The sequence below is a fragment of the Leclercia adecarboxylata genome (genome assembly GCF_006874705.1).
GTDB classification, from domain to species: domain Bacteria; phylum Pseudomonadota; class Gammaproteobacteria; order Enterobacterales; family Enterobacteriaceae; genus Enterobacter; species Enterobacter adecarboxylatus_C.
The window spans coordinates 1,875,204-1,893,785 of sequence record NZ_CP035382.1 but is presented as its reverse complement, the minus strand read 5'-3'; the positions used below and the strand labels follow the sequence as shown (position 1 = coordinate 1,893,785).

Below are 18,582 nucleotides of genomic sequence, written 5' to 3'. Positions count from 1 at the left end.
GATGAAAGCGATCATTCTGCTTTTCGACAGCCTGAATAAACACTATCTGCCGCCTTACGGGGATACGATCACCCGGGCGCCGAACTTCCAGCGTCTGGCGGCCCGCTGCGCCACCTTCAACAACAGCTATGTCGGCAGTATGCCCTGCATGCCGGCTCGCCGGGAGCTGCACACCGGCCGGTATAATTTTCTGCATCGGGAGTGGGGGCCGCTGGAGCCGTTCGACGACTCCATGCCGGAGCTCCTGAAAAAAGCGGGCGTTTATACCCATCTGATCAGCGACCATCTGCATTACTGGGAGGACGGCGGCGGTAACTACCATAATCGCTACAGCTCATGGGAAATTATCCGCGGCCAGGAGGGGGATCACTGGAAGGCCAGCGTCGCCGACCCGGCGATCCCGGAGGTATTGCGGGTGCCGCAGAAGCAAACTGGCGGTGGCGTCTCCGGGCTCTGGCGACACGACTGGGTCAACCGCGACTACATTCAACAGGAGGCGGACTTCCCGCAAACCCGGGTCTTTAACGCCGGATGCGAGTTCATCGACAAAAATCATCAGCAGGACAGCTGGCTGCTGCAGGTGGAAACCTTCGACCCGCACGAGCCGCTTTATACCACTGAAGCCTATCTCTCGTTGTATCAGGATCCCTGGGAGGGCCCGCACTACGACTGGCCGCGCGGCAAAGTGGAAGAGAGCCCGGAGGCGGTAGAGCATATCCGCTGCCGCTATCGCGCCCTGGTCTCCATGTGCGATCGCAACCTGGGGCGCATTCTCGACCTGATGGACCGCCACGATTTGTGGCGCGATACGATGTTGATTGTCGGGACCGATCACGGCTTTTTGCTCGGGGAGCATGGCTGGTGGGCAAAAAACCAGATGCCCTATTACAACGAGGTGGCGAATAACCCTTTGTTTATCTGGGATCCGCGCAGCGCCCATCAGGGGGTGCAGCGGGATGCGCTGGTACAGATGATTGACTGGGCGCCCACGCTGCTGGAGTTCTTTAACCAGCCCATCCCGCCTGATGTTCAGGGTCGCCCGTTAGCCCGCATTCTTGAGGATGACACCCCGGTGCGTGACGCTGCGCTGTTCGGGGTTTTCAGCGGGCATGTTAACGTCACGGACGGGCGCTATGTCTATATGCGCGCCGCGCTGCCCGGGCGTGAGAATGACATCGCCAACTACACCCTGATGCCGATCAAGATGAATACCCGCTTTACCCCGGATGAGCTGGAGTCGATTGCCCTGGCACCGCCCTTCCGCTTTACCAAAGGGGTTAAAACGCTGCGGATTCCGGCCCAGGAAAAATACCCGGGAGTCAATCGCGTCGGCCATCTGCTGTTCGATTTACACACCGATCCGCACCAGCAGTGCCCGATTGAGGATAAGGCCATCGAAGCGCGGATGATCGCCCTGCTGGTGCGTCTGCTACGTGAGAGCGACGCCCCGGCAGAGCAGTTCGCCAGATTAGGGTTAGCGGTTTAACCCATCCCCCAGAACAGCACCGCCAGCAATTGCGGTGTGATAATGCGCATGAACATCACCAGCGGATAGACCGTGGCGTAGGAGAGCGCCGCCGCACCACTGGTGGCGTGCAGGTTGTTGGCAAACGCCAGCGCCGGAGGGTCGGTCATCGAACCGGCCAGCATGCCGCAAAGGGTCAGGTAGTTCATCTTCGCCAACAGCCGCGCCAGAATGCCCATAGTAATCAGCGGGACGGCGGTAATAAGTATGCCATAGCCAATCCAGCTGACCCCGTCGCCGCGGGCCAGCGTCTCGACGAAATCACCGCCCGATTTCAGCCCCACCACCGCCAGAAACAGGACGATCCCCAGCTCGCGCAGGGCGAGGTTGGCGCTCGGGGGCATAAACCAGTAGAGCTTACCTACGCAGCCGATACGCCCGAGGATCAGGGCCATAATCAGCGGCCCGCCTGCCAGCCCCAGCTTGAGCGCCACCGGGAACCCCGGCACGTACAGAGGGATGGAGCCGAGCAGCACGCCAAGACCGATGCCGATAAATACCGGTAGCATCTGTACCTGCTGCAATTTTTGTTGCGCGTTGCCCACGATATTGGCGACGGCATCGATGGAGGCCGGACGCCCGACCAAGTTGAGGATATCACCAAACTGCAGGCTGGCCTCCGGGCTGGCCACCAGTTCAATCCCGGCGCGATTCAGCCGTGAGATCACCACGTCATAACGCTCTTTTGCCTGTAATTCGCGGATTTTCTTGCCTAAGACTCGCTCGTTCGTTACCACCACCCGCTCAACGCGCATATCGGTGCCGCGGGTGGAGAGCGAGGTGTCGACCTCCTGACCAATCACCAGTCGGGCGTTATGCAGGTCCGCCGGCTGGCCGACGAGGTGCAGCAGATCGCCGGTCTGGATCACCGTGCCGGGCAGAGGCACCATCAGGGTCTGCTCGCGCTTCAGGCGGGAACAGATAATGTTGGCGCTGTTGAGGATCGGCACATCCTGGATCGCCAGGTTGTTAAGATTAGGGTTGTCGACGCGGATGTTGATGGTTTTAATCAGCGCCTTACCCTGGGTAAGCGTGGATTCGTGCTGCTGCGCTTCCTGCTCGACGTTAATGCGAAACAGAACGCGCATCAGCCACATGGTGAGCAGAATGCCGCAGATGCCGAACGGGTAGGCCATGGCGTAGCTCATACCCATCTGATCCACGATGCCGGACTCAATCCCCAGATCGCGCAGGATTTGCTGCCCGGCTCCCAGTGCGGGGGTGTTGGTGACCGCGCCGGAGAATATGCCCAACACCACCGGCAGCGGGATGGCGAAGAGCTTATGCAGCAGAGCGGTGACCAACCCGCCCATCACCACAATCCCCATCGCAAAGAGGTTGAGACGCAGGCCCGAGACGCGCAGCGAGGCGAAAAAGCCGGGCCCGACCTGAATGCCGATGGTGTAAACGAAGAGGATCAGGCCAAATTCCTGAATGAAATGCAGCATTTGCGCGCTAAGGGTGATGCCCAGCTGGTCGGCAAAATGGCCGACAAATATTCCGCCAAACAGCACGCCGCCAATGCCGAACCCGACGCCGCGGATTTTGACATTGCCTATCCACAGCCCGACCACCGCAACCAACGCCAGAATACTGACCGTTAACGCTATATCACTCATGACGGCATCCCTGTGAATAACATTATTATTAACAGGGATTCTCGCAGAGCGCAGGCGGGTTGTATGGGCGATGGCGCACAAAAAAGCCTCGCGGAGCGAGGCTTCAGGTTTGCCCGGCGGCGCTTCGCTTGCACGGGCCTACGAGCTATGTAGGTCGGGTAAGCGTAGCGCCACCCGACACGATGGCATTAGCTATTCAACGCCGGGCGTTCGCTGATGGCGATCCGCTGCGGAGCAATCTCTTCCGGCACGTTGCGGGTGATGTCGATATGCAGCAGCCCGTTAGTGAAGGTGGCACCCGTCACTTCCATATGTTCAGCGAGGGTAAAGCTCAGGCTGAACGGCTGAGTGACCAGCCCCTGGTGCAGCCATTTGGTTTCGGTCTCCGGTTTTTCCGGGGTGCCTTTTACCGTCAGGCGCGTGCCTTCCAGCTGGATATCAAGGTTCTGCTGGCTAAAACCCGCTACCGCGAGCGTAATGCGATAGTGGTTATCGTCGCTCTTTTCGATGTTATACGGCGGGAAGGTCTGGCTTTCAGTGGTGCTTTGCAGCGCGTTAGCCAGTTTGTCAAAACCGATCCACTGACGCAGCAGAGGGGATAAGTCGTAATTACGCATGGTAGTTCTCCTTCTGAGAAGCGAGTTCGGCACAATTTTGTGCGCAGTTGTCCCGGCAAATCCTGTTGGATCCGCCTTTGCTCCCGATATCGGCAAGCATTCAGGTATGGGCCGCCGCAGCGACCCGAACAATTAATTAATCTCGATACGGCGCGGTTTTTTCGCTTCCGGGATCACACGTTCCAGATCGATATACAGCAGGCCGTTGACCAGGTTCGCGCCGTGAACGTGAATGTTCTCAGCTAACTGGAACTTACGCTCAAAGTTACGTTCCGCGATGCCCTGATAGAGGTAGGTACGTTCTTTCTGCTCGCCCGCATGAGCGCCTTTCACCACCAGCAGGTTGTCCTGCGCGGTGATCTCCAGTTCGCTTTCAGCAAAACCGGCCACGGCAATCGCGATGCGATAGTGGTTTTCGTCAACCAATTCAACATTGTATGGAGGGTAGCCGTTGCTCTGGCTTTGGTTGTTTTCTAAATGATTGAACAGACGATCGAAGCCAATGGCTGAACGATAAAGCGGAGAAAGATCAAAGTTACGCATACAGTTAAAACTCCTGAAATCAGCAAGAATTGTCGCCTTCCACGGTGGACAGGCTGGGGTATCCCAAACGCCCCTCAGGCACGTTTGTTCATTGATACACTCTTAAAATGGGTCTGCTTCCGGTCTTTTCAAGAGCAGCGCAGCGAGAATTTTTTGCACTTTGCGGGTACTGGAATAGACTGGGACTACAGCACGTAAGGTTAAAATGCGATAGGTGCCACAGAGCGGTACTTTTCAACTATTCATTTTGACAATGGCCCGTTATAAACCCGGTTGCGGGTCTGTATTGGGCCATTGATGATGACTGACTGATAATGAAAAATGTTCTGATAAAGCTGACGATGTGCAGCGCGGTGGTTGTGCTTTGCGGATGTTCGAGCGTGATGTCTCACACCGGCGGTAAAGAAGGAACGTATCCCGGAACGCGCGCCAGCGCGAACATGCTGGCGGATGACGACACCAACTGGGGCACCAAATCTCTGGTGGTGCTGGATATGCCGTTTACTGCTGTTGTTGATACCCTGCTGCTGCCGTGGGATCTTTTCCGCAAGGATAAATCCGTTCGCTCCCGCGTGGAGCAAAGCGAGGAGAAGACGCTGGCGACCAACGCCGTCATCCCCCCCGCTGAGATGCCCTCTCGCTGATTAGCACCCGGTTTCTGTTATCCACAATTGACGGAAGCCCTCGACCTCCTCCATCCAGGCCAGATAGCGCCCGTCAGGCGAGTAAACCACCGCATCCCCCGACGGCGGGTTGCCGTGATCGGACGTCAAAAACGTTACTTCACCAGATGTGGCATCGCAGCACGCAATACGATCCTCCAGCACAAACCCCAGCGAATGGCCCGCCGGATGCCAGTTAAAGGCCGACTGGATATCACGTTGATTATGGGTGAGCTGCCGGGGCTTTTCCCCTTCCGGCGCGATCAGCCACAGCTGCACCACACCTTTATCATCACGCATCAGAAACGCGATTTGCGTCGCCTGCGGGTTACTGCGTACCCAGTGACGCGGCACGTTCACCAGCCCCGGATAACGATGGTCATGGGTAAAGGTTAAACGGCGCTGCTTCACCCCGGCAGGAGGTGCGGGCATACGATCCTTCGTGCCCTGCAGCGGGAGATCGCCCGCCTGTTTCCAGCCCTGTTCGTCTTTCGGCAGGTCAACGATAAACAGCTCCGGCACTTTTTCACCGTCAGCGGAAAGGGTATCGCCGATAAAAGCCAGCCGGTCGTTGCCGATCCAGCCCTCTTCATAGGCGCGGTTGATCTCATCGCTGCCGGGTTGCGGCGTCGGGGTTGTACAGCTGACCAGTACGCTCCAGTGTGTGCCGGCATATTCCCGCGGATGGTTGCCTGCGGGTGTCACCGGACCAAAGGGTGCAGCCACGCCCACGTTGCGTAAATCGCGCTTCGGATCGTAATCGTGCAGCACGTGGTCGTTATAGGTAAAGCTGACGTACTGCCCGTCCGGGCTATATACATGGACATGGCTACCGCCGCGCAGCGCGCCGGGCGTGAAGGGCGCGGTGATATCCATCGCATCGAGATTGTTTACCTGCCCCTGTCCGGCAATCACCCCCTGGCGGTGGTGAAAATCGTACTGCCAGTGGGCATCAGGATTTTGCGGGCCGTGAATAAAGACGTATTGATTTTCCGCAGGATGAACGGTCACCACCCCAACGTGCGCGCCGTTGCTGGCGCGATAAATCACCTCCACCTCACCCGTTTCGACGTTAACCCGCTCTATGGTTTCGCCGGTAAAGGACGCGCCGGAAGGACGGACGTCAAAGACCAACCACTGGCTATCTGCGGTCCAGGTGCGGGTGTTGGTGAGCTGATGGTTGCGGGGAGCGAAGGTGATTTGTTTCATGAGGATACCCTGATGCGCGGATGTGGCATCAGGGTATAGCATTGCCGGGGATTAGCCTACCCGTTTCACGTCGCCTACCAGCAGGATGTAGGAGAGCGCGCCAATCAGGGCTACCGCTGAGATATAGACCAGCGCCGGGCCGAAACCGTAGTCCTGTGCCAGGTAGCCGATCACCAGCGGCACGGTGATCCCGCCCAGGCCACCAACGAAGTTAAACACTCCGCCGGTCAGGCCAATCAGACGCATCGGTGCCAGTGACGATACCAGCGACCAGGTGATAGAGGCAAAGCCATTCCCGAAGAATGCAACCGCCATCAGAGTCATAATCCACACCGGATCGTTGGTGTAGTTTGCGCCCATGATACAGGTGGAGATCAGCAGCCCACAGATGATCGGCGTTTTACGCGCGATGCCGAGGGAGTAGCCTTTTTTCACCAGCTTATCCGCCAGCCAGCCGGAGAGCAGCACGCCAAAGAAGGCCGCCAGGAACGGCACCGTGGTCATGAAGCCCGCCTTCAGTGCGGTAATACCTTTCTCCTGGGTCAGGTAGTTCGGGAACCAGGTGAGGAAGAACCACAGCGTCGAGGTGACAGCAAACTGGCCCAGGTAAACGCCCACCAGCTTACGGTGGAACACCAGCTTCCAGTCGGCTTTGGTCAGCGGCTGACGCGCCTCTTTTTTCACTGGTGCATCGCCGTCGACCAGACCACCGCCATCGCGGATGTAATCCAGCTCGGCTTTGCTGATGCTTTTGGTGAGACGCGGCGGCTGATAGACCTTAATCCAGATAAACGACCAGATAATGCCGATCCCGCCGGTGACGATAAATACCCAGTGCCAGCTCAGCAGCTCCTGGATCCAGATCAGTAGCGGGGTCAGGAACGCGAGGCCGACAAACTGCCCAGAGGTATAGAACCCGACCGCAGAGGCGCGCTCATGCTCCGGGAACCAGCTGGTGACCATACGGTTGTTGGTCGGGAATGCCGGAGCCTCGAAAATACCGGTGATAGCACGCAGGCCAATCAGCGACATTAAGCCGGTGGCAAAGCCCTGGAACAGGGTCGCCACGGACCAACCGAAAATGGCGATAAAGTAGGTCAGGCGCGAGCCGACGCGGTCGAGGAACCAGCCGCCCGGGATCTGGCAGAGCGTATAGAGCCAGGCAAAGGCCGAGAAGACGTAACCCATTTCCGCTTTGGTGATACCAAACTCTTCCTGAATATGGGCCGAGGCCACGGCCAGGTTGGCGCGGTCGACATAGCAGATGACCACGGTAATAAAGATCATCATCAGCGTCAGGTAACGGCGACGCCCGGTTTTTGTAGCAGTAACTGGAATATCCATCGCAATCTGTCTCCAGATTTTGGGCATAGCGAAGCCGCTCACCATGCCCTGTAAATTACAGAGGGTGTATTTGATTTTTTAATTAAAAACTTAACCAGAATGCGCTAAATAATTCGTGCTGGGGGAAGGCGGCAAGTTTTCGCATCCCCGGGAGCATACAAAAGTATGTGACCGGGGTAAGAAAGCGCAGCCAACGCATCATCAGCGCGAAGTATGACGCGCATTTACCACTCGGCTACAGAACCGTCTTCATGACGCCACAGTGGGTTACGCCAGTCCGGCGCGTTTTTACTCAGCTCAATGACTTTGGCTTCGTCGATCTCCACGCCAAGGCCCGGCTTGGTTAACGGTTTGAAGAAACCGCCTTCCATGCTGAAGTCTTCTTTATTTTTCACAAAGTCGAGCAGCTCCGCGCCCTTGTTGTAGTGAATGCCCATGCTCTGTTCCTGGAACACGGCGTTGCGCGAGACGAAGTCCACATGCAGACAGGCGGCCAATGCAATCGGCCCCAGTGGGCAGTGCGGCGCCAGCGCCACGTCGTAGGCTTCTGCCATCCCGGCAATTTTGTAGCATTCGGTGATGCCGCCCGCGTGGGAGAGATCCGGCTGCAGAATCGCAACGCCGCCCGCTTCCAGCACGCGTTTGAACTCGAAGCGCGAGAACATACGTTCGCCCGCCGCGATCGGAATATGGGTCTGTTCCGCCAGTTTCGGGTAGTACTCCGCCTGCTCGGCCAGCACCGGCTCTTCGATAAACAGCGGACGATACTGCTCCAGCTCTTTGATCAGCACTTTCGCCATCGGCGCGCTGACGCGGCCGTGGAAGTCCAGACCAAATTCAATCTCGTTGCCGAAGGCCTCTCGGATCTGCGCCACGGTATTCACGGCGCGATCGACCGCACGCGAGTTGTCGATAATGCCCATCTCCTCGCAGCCGTTGAGCTTAAAGGTGTCAAAACCGATGCCGCGCAGCTTGTTGATGCCGTCGATCACCTCTGCCGGACGGTCGCCACCTACCCAGCTATACGCTTTGATTTTGTCGCGCACCAGGCCGCCCATCAGCTGCCAGACCGGGGCATTCAGCACTTTGCCTTTGATATCCCACAGCGCCTGGTCGATACCGGCGATAGCGCTCATCATGATCGGGCCGCCGCGGTAGAAGCCCGCGCGGTACATCACCTGCCACAGGTCGTTAATGCGTGCCGGATCCTGACCAATCAGGTATTCGCCCAGCTCATGCACCGCCGCTTCGACGGTGCGCGCACGGCCTTCGATGACCGGCTCGCCCCAGCCAACCACCCCTTCGTCGGTTTCGATTTTCAGGAACATCCAACGCGGAGGTAAACGGTACGTGGTGAGTTTGGTTATTTTCATTTCACTGCCTCTCGATACGCTTTCACAAATGCCGCTGCCTGCTGCGCGGTACGTTCTACGGTCTGCCCGGCGCGATAGAGATCGCTGCCGAGCCCTGCGCCGACACAACCGGCTTTCATCCATTGAGCCAGGTTTTCTGGCGTTACGCCGCCCACGGCAAAGACCGGGACGCTGGCGGGCAAGACCGCTTTAAGCGCTTTGATGTATTCCGGGCCAAAGGCCGACGACGGGAAAATTTTGAGCGACTGCGCGCCCGCATCGAGAGCGGTAAAGGCTTCTGTGGCGGTGGCGCACCCTGGGCACACGGTCATGCCGTAATCCACCGCACGGCGGATCACCTCAGGGTTGATATTCGGCGTAACGATAAGCTTGCAGCCCATCTTCGCCAGCCGATCCACCTGCTCAGGCTGTAAGACGGTTCCTGCGCCAATCAGCGCCCTGTCGCCAAAGGCATCCACAACCGCCGGAATGCTTTTTTCCCACGCCGGGGAGTTGAGCGGGATTTCCACCGCGTCGAATCCGGCGTCAATCACCGCGCCAACGTGGGCTAAAGCCTCGTCAGGGGTGATGCCGCGCAGAATCGCGATAAGGGGAAGATTAGTTTGCCACTGCATGAGCGATGCTCCTTATTCCTGCCTGAAATGCCGTGTCGCCTTCCACCGCCGCCACATCGCGCCCGATGGCGTGGAACGCCTGACGGTAACGTGAAGTCAGTGATGAACCCGCGACGAGGGTGATGGACTGCTGCCCGGCGAACTGCTCGCTCAGGGTGGCGACTTCTGCGCCAATCAGCAGGCCCGATAAAAATTCGCTGACCTGCTCGCGGGGAAGGGTTCCCAGCACGTGCGAGGCGCGAACCTCAAAAAGCTGCGGCAAAACGGCAGGGGAAGCGATCCCGCGTTCAAGCCCGGCGGCAAACGCCTCAGGCGAGGCTTCTTGCTCAGGTAAACCGGCACCCACCAGCGAATGCTTAAGCAGCAAATGGTGCAATTCGCCGGTCATCACGGTGCGAAAATCGTGGATCTGCTGAGCATCGGCCTGCACCCATTTACAGTGCGTACCGGGCATCACGTAGACAGAAGAAGGAGAGAGCGTGCGCGCGCCGAGCAGCTGGGTCTCTTCGCCGCGCATTACGTTATGGTTATCGTCACGTGAGACGCGCAAGCCGGGAATGATCCAGACGTTGTCGCCAACGGACGTTAACTGTTCGCCAATGGCAGAGAAATGGGCAGGAATCGGCAGATATGGGGCTATCTTCCAGCCCACGTTGCTGCCGACCATTCCCGCCATCACCACCGGCGTGGCGCCGTCGCGCCAGTTTTGTGTCACCTCTGCTAACACCGCCTCGGGGGATTTACCGTTCAGACGCGTGACGCCTGCTTCGGATTGCCTGCTCTCCAGGCACTGCTCGCCCTGATACAGCCAGGCGCGCAGATTGGTTGATCCCCAGTCAATTGCGATGTAGCGAGATGTCATGTGATTTCCTTCAACCTTCGTGTTGAGCTGGCGATCATGGTTAATGCCGCCTGCTCTGCCGCATCGCTGTCCTGATGCCGTATCGCATCGAACAGCGCTTTATGTTCCTGGAGCGTCTTCGGCATGTTGGCCTCATCACCCATCCAGGTTCGTTCAAATACTGCTCGCTGTAGCGAGCTGATCGCCACGCTCAGCTGCTGTAACACCGGGTTATGCACCGACTGCAGCACCGCTTCGTGGTAGCGGATATCCGCCTCGTTAAAGGCATCCCGGTCCTGATTGTTGGCGATCATGTCGTTCAGGGCCGACTCAATCTGCGCCAGGTCGCCGGAGGTTGCGCGTTCTGCCGCCCAGCGGGCGATAGCCGGTTCCACCAGGTTTCGCACCTCGCTCATCGCGCCGATCAGCCGTGGGTCATAGTCGTTTTCCAGCACCCACTGCAGAACGTCGGTATCGAGGTAGTTCCACTGGTTACGCGGGGCGACAAAGGCGCCGCGATAACGCTTCATTTCAATCAGCCGCTTCGCCATCAGCGAGCGGAACACTTCCCGAATGATGTTGCGCGAGGTTTCAAACTCCTCACACAGCTCCGCCTCTGCGGGCAGCGGCGAGCCGGGAACGTATTTGCCACCCACAATCTGGGTGCCCAGCGTAATGACGATGCGATCGGTTTTATTGAGAGTCATGGAGAGTCCTTGTGCTCTGTATGTCCATCACTACTTTACCGCGACCGCTGAATTTCGCCTCAATTTTGCAGTACAAACGTGATGCTATTCGTCATTGCCGTGGTCGTAATGTAGTACAATCAGATAATGTTGTACTACAATCTGGATCACAAAAAGAACAATCAGTGAAAGGAATGTTAAAGAAAGGTTCCTGCAGGGATAAAAAAACCCGCAACGTGTGCGGGTCGTGGAGCGCGGGTTTTGCCAGGTCTTAGTTCAGTACAAACTTCTCAATAGCGTATGCCACGCCGTCTTCGAGGTTAGATTTGGTGACGAAGTTAGCCACCTCTTTCACCGACGGGATTGCGTTTTCCATCGCCACGCCTAAGCCAGCATATTCCAGCATCGCAATGTCATTTTCCTGATCGCCCAGGGTCATGATCTCTTCCGGTTTGATCCCCAGCGCGTCGGCCAGCGACTTCACGCCGGTGCCTTTATTAACGCGTTTATCGAGGATTTCGAGGAAGTACGGCGCACTTTTCAGCACCGTGTACTTCTCTTTTACTTCCGCCGGGATGCGGGCGATGGCCTGATCCAGAATCGCAGGCTCATCAATCATCATCACTTTCAGGAACTGGGTAGCCGGATCCATTTTCTCCGCTTCGCAGAACACCAGCGGGATAGTGGCGACGAAGGATTCATGCACCGTGTAGTAGCTGATGTCGCGGTTGGCAGTGTAAAGCGTGTTGCGGTCGAGAGCGTGGAAGTGCGAGCCCACGTCGCGGGAGAGTTGTTCCAGATAGCGGTAATCGTCATAGCTCAGCGCCGTTTGCGCCACCGTGCTGCCATCGGCCGCTTTCTGCACCAGCGCGCCGTTGTAGGTAATGCAGTAATCACCCGGCTCATTCATGTGCAGCTCTTTCAGGTAGCTGTGGACGCCAGCATACGGACGACCGGTGCACAGCACCACGTTCACGCCTTTCGCACGGGCTGCGGCAATCGCGTTCTTAACGCCTGGAGAGATGGTGTGATCTGGCAGCAGCAGCGTGCCGTCCATATCGATTGCAATGAGTTTGATAGCCATGGGATCCCCGGTTGGAATGAGTCTGGACTCATGCTAACGCGATTCCGCTCAAAAAACAGTAAAGAAAAGGGGGATAGAAAGGGGAAGCGGGATTCCTCTTTTGCGGGCAAAGAAAAGCCCGGTGGCGCTAGCGCTTACCGGGCCTGGAACGCGGGGCGTTACATTAGATATCGATGTTCGCCGCTTTCAGGGCGTTCTCTTCGATAAAGGCACGACGTGGTTCAACCGCATCGCCCATCAGGGTGGTGAACAGCTGGTCCGCTGCAATCGCGTCTTTTACGGTGACGCGCAGCATGCGGCGGCTTTCCGGATCCATGGTGGTTTCCCACAGCTGATCCGGGTTCATCTCGCCCAGACCTTTATAACGCTGAATGGAGAGGCCACGACGGGACTCTTTCACCAGCCACTCCAGCGCCTGCTCGAAGCTGGCCACCGGCTGACGGCGCTCACCGCGCTCGATAAAGGCATCGTCTTCGATCAGGCCGCGCAGCTTCTCGCCGAGGGTACAGATACGACGGTATTCCGCACCGGTCACGAACTCCTGATCCAGCGGATAGTCGGTATCCACACCGTGGGTACGCACGCGGATCACCGGCTCGAACTGGTTCAGTTCGCTGTTCTCGTTAACGTCGAACTTCCACTGGCTGCCGTGCTGCTCGTTCTCGTTCAGATCGGTCACCAGGGTGTTCACCCAACGGGTCACGGCCTGCTCGCTGCTGAGGTCAGCTTCGGCCAGCGTCGGCTGATAGACCAGCGCTTTCAGCAGCGTGCGCGGGAAGCGACGCTCCATGCGGCCAATCATCTTCTGGGTCGCGTTGTACTCAGACACCAGACGCTCCAGCGGTTCACCCGCCAGCGCCGGGGCGCTTGAGTTGGCGTGCAGGGTCGCACCGTCAAGGGCGATAGCGATCTGGTACTGATCCATCGCTTCGTCGTCTTTGATGTACTGTTCCTGCTTGCCTTTCTTCACTTTGTACAGCGGCGGCTGGGCAATGTAGACGTGGCCACGCTCAACGATTTCCGGCATCTGACGGTAGAAGAAGGTCAACAGCAGCGTACGGATGTGCGAGCCGTCGACGTCCGCATCGGTCATGATGATGATGCTGTGATAGCGCAGCTTGTCCGGGTTGTACTCGTCACGGCCAATGCCGCAGCCCAAAGCGGTGATCAGCGTCGCCACTTCCTGAGAGGAGAGCATCTTGTCGAAGCGCGCCTTCTCAACGTTAAGGATTTTACCCTTCAGCGGCAGGATCGCCTGGTTCTTACGGTTACGGCCCTGCTTCGCAGAACCGCCCGCGGAGTCCCCTTCCACGAGGTACAGTTCGGACAGCGCCGGGTCGCGTTCCTGGCAGTCCGCCAGTTTGCCCGGCAGGCCAGCCAGATCCAGCGCGCCTTTACGACGGGTCATTTCACGGGCTTTACGCGCCGCTTCACGGGCACGCGCCGCATCGATAATTTTGCCGACCACGATTTTGGCGTCGGACGGGTTTTCCAGCAGGTATTCGCTCAGCAGCTCGTTCATCTGCTGTTCCACCGCCGATTTCACCTCGGAGGAGACCAGCTTGTCTTTGGTCTGCGAGGAGAACTTCGGATCCGGCACCTTCACGGAGACAACAGCAATCAGGCCTTCACGGGCATCGTCACCGGTGGCGCTGACTTTCGCTTTTTTGCTGTAGCCTTCTTTATCCATGTAGGCGTTCAGGGTACGGGTCATCGCCGTACGGAAGCCGACCAGGTGCGTACCGCCATCGCGCTGCGGGATGTTGTTGGTAAAGCAGTAGATGTTTTCCTGGAAACCGTCGTTCCACTGCAGCGCAACTTCAACGCCGATACCGTCTTTTTCGGTGGAGAAATAGAAGATATTCGGGTGAATTGGCGTTTTGTTCTTGTTCAGGTACTCAACGAACGCCTTGATCCCGCCTTCGTAATGGAAGTGATCTTCTTTGCCGTCGCGCTTGTCGCGCAGGCGGATAGAGACGCCGGAGTTCAGGAACGACAGCTCGCGCAGACGCTTGGCCAGAATGTCATATTCAAACTCGGTGACGTTGGTGAAGGTTTCATGGCTTGGCCAGAAACGGACCTGCGTCCCGGTCACGTCAGTTTCACCGGTAACCGCCAGCGGAGCCTGCGGTACGCCGTGCACGTAGGTTTGCTGATGCACTTTGCCTTCGCGACGGATCAGCAGCTCCAGCTTCTGCGACAGGGCGTTAACCACAGAGACGCCAACGCCGTGCAGGCCGCCGGAGACTTTATAGGAGTTGTCATCGAACTTACCGCCTGCGTGCAGGACGGTCATGATCACTTCCGCCGCGGAGACGCCCTCTTCCGGGTGGATACCGGTCGGGATGCCACGGCCATCATCGGTGACGGAGACGGAGTTGTCGGCGTGGATGGTCACCACGATGTCTTTACAGTGACCCGCGAGCGCTTCGTCGATAGCGTTATCCACAACCTCAAATACCATGTGGTGCAGACCGGTGCCGTCATCCGTGTCGCCGATATACATACCCGGGCGCTTACGCACCGCATCCAGCCCTTTCAGGACTTTGATACTGGAGGAGTCATAAGAATTCGACATCAACGTTTCTCGCTCATTTATTCTTGGGTTAATCCGTTATTTTACCCTTTTCCACGGTGAACATCTTCGAATTTTTGTCCGACATGTCCATTACGTGTTCAGCGCTAATCGCACTGACGAAAACCTGCGACTGCGTGGCTTTTAAGCGGCTGGCAAGCAGCCCGCGCCGTGCGTCGTCAAGTTCCGAGGCAAAATCATCAATCAGGTACAGGCAGCGTCGTCCGCTTTCGCGGGTTAAGAACTCGCCCTGCGCCAGGCGCAGCGCGCACATCAGAAGCTTGAGCTGCCCGCGTGATAAAGTATCTTCCACCGGCGCACCGTCGGCACGAATGCGGAAATCCGCCTTGTGCGGGCCGTGCGCGGTGTAGGTCAGCATCCGATCGCGCTCGAAGCTTCGCTCCAGCACCTCGGCATAGTCGGTCTCTTTCTCCCAGCCGCGCTGGAAGGAGAAGCTCAGAGAGAACTCGGGTAAAAACTGTTGGCAGGTATCCGCCATGTCCTGTGCGATCCCGGCGCTGTACTCGGCGCGCCAGCGGCTGATCTGCTCGGCCAACGGGATCAGCTCTTTGTCCCACGCCCGCAGTTGGGCATAGCGGGTAACCTGGCGCAGCGCGGCATTGCGCTGCTTGAGTAGCCGTTTAAGGTTGCTCCAGGCGGTAAAGAAGCCCGCTTCGTTATGGAAGCATCCCCAGTCAAGGAAGGCTCTTCTGTATTTGGGGCCGCCGTTGAGTAAAGTAAACCCCTCGGGAGTGATCAGCTGCATCGGCATCAGCAGCGCCAGCTCGGCCACTTTGTGCCCGTCGGTGCCGTCGATGCGCACCTTGCTGTCACCCTGCTTGTCTTTGGTCAGGCCGATGGCGGTTTCATGATCCTCGCCCTGCAAACGCCCATGCAGGATGAACGACTCTTGCTCGTGGCGAATTACGCGGCCAATCTGCAAACTGCGAAACGCCCGACCATGGCCGAGCGTATAGATGGCTTCCAGCACGCTGGTTTTGCCGCTGCCGTTGGCGCCAACCAGGAAATTAAAGCCGGGGGATAAAGCAAGATCCGCGCTTTCGATATTGCGAAAGTCGCGGATCAACAGGCGGGTGAGCGACATTACAGTCTCATTGGCATGACAACATAAGCCGCGCTTTGGCTGGCAGCATCTTCAATCTGTACGCTCGACACGGAGTCCGTCAGCAGAATACGCACGTTCTCGCACTTCAGCGCATTCAGCACATCCAGCACGTAACTCACGTTAAAGCCGATTTCCATTTCGGTGCCCGCCGCATAGGTAACATCGAGGATCTCTTCAGCCTCTTCCTGCTCCGGGTTGTTGGCGGTGATCTTCAGCTGGTTTTCGCTGACATACAGGCGCACGCCGCGGAACTTCTCGTTGGAGAGGATCGCCGCACGGGCAAAGGCCTGCTTGAGAATATCGCAGCCCGCTTCCAGCGTTTTGTCCGGGTTCTTCGGCAATACGCGGCGGTAGTCCGGGAAACGACCATCCACCAGCTTGGAGGTGAAGATAAAGTCACCAACGTGGGCGCGAATATTGTTGCTGCCGATCTGCACGCGCAGCGGGGTTTCGCCGCCGTCGAGCATACGCATCAGCTCAATCACGCCTTTACGCGGTACGATCACCGAATGGTTCGGCAGGCTCACGCCAATCGGCATGGAGCAGACCGCCAGGCGGTGGCCGTCGGTGGCCACGGTACGCAGCTCTTCACCTTCGGTTTCGAACAGCATCCCGTTTAAGTAGTAACGCACGTCCTGATGCGCCATCGAGAACTGGGTGGCTTCAATCAGGCGCTTCATGGTCGCCTGCGGCAGGGTGAATTCAACTTCGCTCTGCCAGTCATCGAGGTTCGGGAAGTCGATAGCCGGGAGCGTGGAGAGCGAGAAACGGCTGCGGCCGGAGCGCACCAGCATGCGGTCGCCTTCCAGCTGCACGGCAATTTCCGCCCCTTCAGGCAGGCCACGGCAGATATCAAAGAACTTACGCGCCGGAACGGTGGTTGCGCCCGCTTCGTGAGGCTGAGAAAGCGTCACGCGTGCGACCATTTCCATCTCGAGATCGGTGCCGGTCAAAGACAGCGTGCCGTCTGCGACCTGCAGCAGCAGGTTACCGAGAATAGGCAGCGTCGGGCGGCCGCCTAAGGGGCCGCTCACCTGTTGCAGCGGTTTTAATAAGTGTTCACGTTCAACGGTAAATTTCATAGCGTCACGAAGATAATGTTCTGATTAAATTGGAGAAGTCTTCTTTTATGTCGTGGCTTTCTTCACGCAACTGCTCGATCTTACGACAGGCGTGCAGCACGGTAGTATGGTCACGGCCACCAAACGCATCGCCGATTTCCGGCAGGCTGTGGTTGGTCAGTTCCTTTGCCAGCGCCATCGCCATCTGACGCGGTCTCGCCACCGAGCGGGAACGGCGTTTGGACAGCAAGTCCGCCACTTTAATTTTGTAGTACTCCGCCACCGTCTTCTGAATATTGTCGATGGTGACCAGTTTTTCCTGCAATGCCAGCAGATCGCGCAGCGCTTCACGCACGAAATCGATAGTGATCGCCCGTCCGGTGAAGTTGGCGTTCGCGATCACGCGGTTCAGTGCGCCTTCCAGCTCACGGACGTTGGAACGCAGGCGTTTGGCAATAAAGAACGCCACCTCGCCCGGCAGACGAATATCGTTCTCGTCGGCCTTTTTCATCAGGATCGCCACGCGGGTTTCCAGCTCCGGTGGTTCGATCGCTACCGTCAGCCCCCAGCCGAAGCGGGATTTCAGACGATCCTCAACCCCGTTGATCTCTTTTGGATAACGATCCGAGGTCAAAATGATCTGCTGATTGCCTTCCAGCAGGGCGTTGAAGGTGTGGAAAAACTCTTCCTGAGATCGTTCTTTATTGGCAAAGAATTGAATGTCATCGATCAGCAGCGCATCAACGGAGCGGTAGTAGCGTTTAAACTCTTCGATCGCGTTGTTTTGCAGGGCTTTAACCATGTCCTGAACGAAGCGCTCGGAGTGCATATACACCACTTTGGCATTCGGCTTACGCGCCATGATGCCGTTACCCACCGCGTGCAGGAGGTGCGTTTTACCCAGACCGGTACCGCCATAAAGGAACAGCGGGTTATAGGCGCCGCCCGGGTTATCCGCTACCTGACGGGCCGCCGCGCGCGCCAGCTGGTTCGATTTACCTTCGACGAAGTTATCAAAGGTGTGTTTGACGTTAACGTTAGAGCGGTAGGTCGGCTCTGCCGGGGCCGGAACGTTATCCCAGCCAGCCCGTGGCGCAGGGGCGACACGCGGCATCTGAACCTGCGCGGTTTGCGCGGGTGCAGCGGCGACGTTAACGGTCTCTCTGAGGGTTTGGGTGACCGGTTTTGTGCCCACTTCGAAACGCAGCTGTGGGGCATCGGCACCGCAAAATTCGTTTAGCAGTCCATTGATGTTATTGAGGTATTTGTCCCTGACCCAATCGAGCACAAAACGGTTTGGCGCATACAAAGCCAGCGTGTTATCGCTCAGTTCCGCCTGCAACGGGCGGATCCACATACTGAATTCTGTGGCTGGTAACTCATCCTGCAATCGGGCAAGACACTGCTGCCAAAGCGAAAGTGACACGGCGGACTCCACTCGAACATAAAAAGAAAGCTATTGAATAGTCATGATTGTAGACACACGTCGAAAAGACCCGGCGTTTAAGGGGGACGTGCGAACCGCTCTTTGCGGTTTTTGCCCGACCAGGATCCTGGGATCCGATCGGGACCGCGGATCATAGCCTAAACTGCGCCAGAGATCTTCTGTTTCTCACAGTTTCTTCCCGATTTATCCACAGGAGGATCGAAACGGGGTAAGTGTAAACGATCCTGATGAACCGCCCCCACGATTTAGGCCGCAT

General features: G+C 57.6%; 16 protein-coding genes. 2 read left to right on the top strand and 14 right to left on the bottom strand.

Features of this window, described 5'->3' with window-relative positions; all coding sequences use genetic code 11:
• The first annotated feature begins 1 nt into the window (after window position 1).
• Window positions 2-1,486, top strand: coding sequence for a sulfatase (locus ES815_RS10035; RefSeq protein ID WP_142487673.1), 1,485 nt, complete (start codon window positions 2-4; stop codon window positions 1,484-1,486).
• Here ES815_RS10035 and ES815_RS10030 read toward each other — a convergent pair.
• The 3 genes from ES815_RS10030 to ibpA form a co-directional block, all read right to left on the bottom strand.
• A complete protein-coding gene (locus ES815_RS10030; RefSeq protein ID WP_142487672.1) occupies window positions 1,483-3,144 on the bottom strand; it encodes a putative transporter in 1,662 nt (553 codons plus the stop codon). The genes ES815_RS10035 and ES815_RS10030 overlap by 4 nt on opposite strands.
• A 188-nt stretch (window positions 3,145-3,332) precedes the next feature.
• Window positions 3,333-3,761 (bottom strand): small heat shock chaperone IbpB, encoded by a 429-nt coding sequence (gene ibpB / locus ES815_RS10025; protein WP_142487671.1) that lies wholly within the window; start codon window positions 3,759-3,761, stop codon window positions 3,333-3,335.
• Window positions 3,762-3,893: 132 nt separating this feature from the next.
• Entirely contained in the window at window positions 3,894-4,304 is a 411-nt protein-coding gene (gene ibpA, locus ES815_RS10020) for a small heat shock chaperone IbpA (RefSeq protein ID WP_032615564.1), read from the bottom strand.
• A 311-nt stretch (window positions 4,305-4,615) separates the two neighbouring features.
• Between ibpA and ES815_RS10015 the strand changes: the two genes are divergently transcribed.
• Entirely contained in the window at window positions 4,616-4,948 is a 333-nt protein-coding gene (locus ES815_RS10015; protein ID WP_142487670.1) for a YceK/YidQ family lipoprotein, read from the top strand.
• Here ES815_RS10015 and ES815_RS10010 read toward each other — a convergent pair whose 3' ends face one another.
• The 11 genes from ES815_RS10010 to dnaA all read right to left on the bottom strand — a co-directional run bounded on the left by ES815_RS10010 (window position 4,949) and on the right by dnaA (window position 18,305).
• Window positions 4,949-6,175: a DUF3748 domain-containing protein gene (locus tag ES815_RS10010; protein WP_185902398.1), complete on the bottom strand. Its 1,227-nt coding sequence runs from the start codon at window positions 6,173-6,175 to the stop codon at window positions 4,949-4,951.
• A 51-nt stretch (window positions 6,176-6,226) separates the two neighbouring features.
• A complete protein-coding gene (locus ES815_RS10005; protein ID WP_185902397.1) occupies window positions 6,227-7,564 on the bottom strand; it encodes an MFS transporter in 1,338 nt (445 codons plus the stop codon).
• 179 nt (window positions 7,565-7,743) lie between these two features.
• Window positions 7,744-8,892 carry a galactonate dehydratase gene (gene dgoD, locus ES815_RS10000; RefSeq protein WP_142487667.1) on the bottom strand — a complete coding sequence of 383 codons (1,149 nt, stop codon included), beginning with the start codon at window positions 8,890-8,892 and terminating at the stop codon, window positions 7,744-7,746.
• Entirely contained in the window at window positions 8,889-9,506 is a 618-nt protein-coding gene (locus ES815_RS09995) for a 2-dehydro-3-deoxy-6-phosphogalactonate aldolase (RefSeq protein WP_142487666.1), read from the bottom strand. Before ES815_RS09995 ends, dgoD begins: the two co-directional genes overlap by 4 nt.
• Entirely contained in the window at window positions 9,490-10,368 is an 879-nt protein-coding gene (locus ES815_RS09990) for a 2-dehydro-3-deoxygalactonokinase (protein WP_142487665.1), read from the bottom strand. Before ES815_RS09990 ends, ES815_RS09995 begins: the two co-directional genes overlap by 17 nt.
• Entirely contained in the window at window positions 10,365-11,054 is a 690-nt protein-coding gene (dgoR, locus tag ES815_RS09985; RefSeq protein WP_064324218.1) for a D-galactonate utilization transcriptional regulator DgoR, read from the bottom strand. The genes ES815_RS09990 and dgoR overlap by 4 nt, the downstream gene beginning before the upstream one ends.
• Window positions 11,055-11,304: 250 nt before the next feature.
• Window positions 11,305-12,117 carry a sugar-phosphatase gene (gene yidA / locus ES815_RS09980; protein WP_142487664.1) on the bottom strand — a complete coding sequence of 271 codons (813 nt, stop codon included), beginning with the start codon at window positions 12,115-12,117 and terminating at the stop codon, window positions 11,305-11,307.
• A gap of 163 nt (window positions 12,118-12,280) precedes the next feature.
• Window positions 12,281-14,695, bottom strand: coding sequence for a DNA topoisomerase (ATP-hydrolyzing) subunit B (gene gyrB, locus ES815_RS09975; protein WP_142487663.1), 2,415 nt, complete (start codon window positions 14,693-14,695; stop codon window positions 12,281-12,283).
• Between the two features lie 28 nt (window positions 14,696-14,723).
• Complete coding sequence (recF, locus tag ES815_RS09970; protein WP_142487662.1) at window positions 14,724-15,797, bottom strand: DNA replication/repair protein RecF; 1,074 nt, start codon at window positions 15,795-15,797, stop codon at window positions 14,724-14,726.
• A complete protein-coding gene (gene dnaN, locus ES815_RS09965; RefSeq protein ID WP_032615539.1) occupies window positions 15,797-16,900 on the bottom strand; it encodes a DNA polymerase III subunit beta in 1,104 nt (367 codons plus the stop codon). Before dnaN ends, recF begins: the two co-directional genes overlap by 1 nt.
• 4 nt (window positions 16,901-16,904) lie before the next feature.
• Complete coding sequence (gene dnaA, locus ES815_RS09960) at window positions 16,905-18,305, bottom strand: chromosomal replication initiator protein DnaA (RefSeq protein ID WP_142487661.1); 1,401 nt, start codon at window positions 18,303-18,305, stop codon at window positions 16,905-16,907.
• Window positions 18,306-18,582: the final 277 nt, after the last annotated feature.

Coding starts and splice junctions, on each gene's coding strand:
- ES815_RS10035 (WP_142487673.1), top strand. CDS start 2: ATGAAAGCGATCATTCTGCTTTTCGACAGCCTGAATAAACACTATCTG.
- ES815_RS10030 (WP_142487672.1), bottom strand. CDS start 3,144: ATGAGTGATATAGCGTTAACGGTCAGTATTCTGGCGTTGGTTGCGGTG.
- ibpB (WP_142487671.1), bottom strand. CDS start 3,761: ATGCGTAATTACGACTTATCCCCTCTGCTGCGTCAGTGGATCGGTTTT.
- ibpA (WP_032615564.1), bottom strand. CDS start 4,304: ATGCGTAACTTTGATCTTTCTCCGCTTTATCGTTCAGCCATTGGCTTC.
- ES815_RS10010 (WP_185902398.1), bottom strand. CDS start 6,175: ATGAAACAAATCACCTTCGCTCCCCGCAACCATCAGCTCACCAACACC.
- ES815_RS10005 (WP_185902397.1), bottom strand. CDS start 7,564: ATGGTGAGCGGCTTCGCTATGCCCAAAATCTGGAGACAGATTGCGATG.
- dgoD (WP_142487667.1), bottom strand. CDS start 8,892: ATGAAAATAACCAAACTCACCACGTACCGTTTACCTCCGCGTTGGATG.
- ES815_RS09995 (WP_142487666.1), bottom strand. CDS start 9,506: ATGCAGTGGCAAACTAATCTTCCCCTTATCGCGATTCTGCGCGGCATC.
- ES815_RS09990 (WP_142487665.1), bottom strand. CDS start 10,368: ATGACATCTCGCTACATCGCAATTGACTGGGGATCAACCAATCTGCGC.
- dgoR (WP_064324218.1), bottom strand. CDS start 11,054: ATGACTCTCAATAAAACCGATCGCATCGTCATTACGCTGGGCACCCAG.
- yidA (WP_142487664.1), bottom strand. CDS start 12,117: ATGGCTATCAAACTCATTGCAATCGATATGGACGGCACGCTGCTGCTG.
- gyrB (WP_142487663.1), bottom strand. CDS start 14,695: ATGTCGAATTCTTATGACTCCTCCAGTATCAAAGTCCTGAAAGGGCTG.
- recF (WP_142487662.1), bottom strand. CDS start 15,797: ATGTCGCTCACCCGCCTGTTGATCCGCGACTTTCGCAATATCGAAAGC.
- dnaN (WP_032615539.1), bottom strand. CDS start 16,900: ATGAAATTTACCGTTGAACGTGAACACTTATTAAAACCGCTGCAACAG.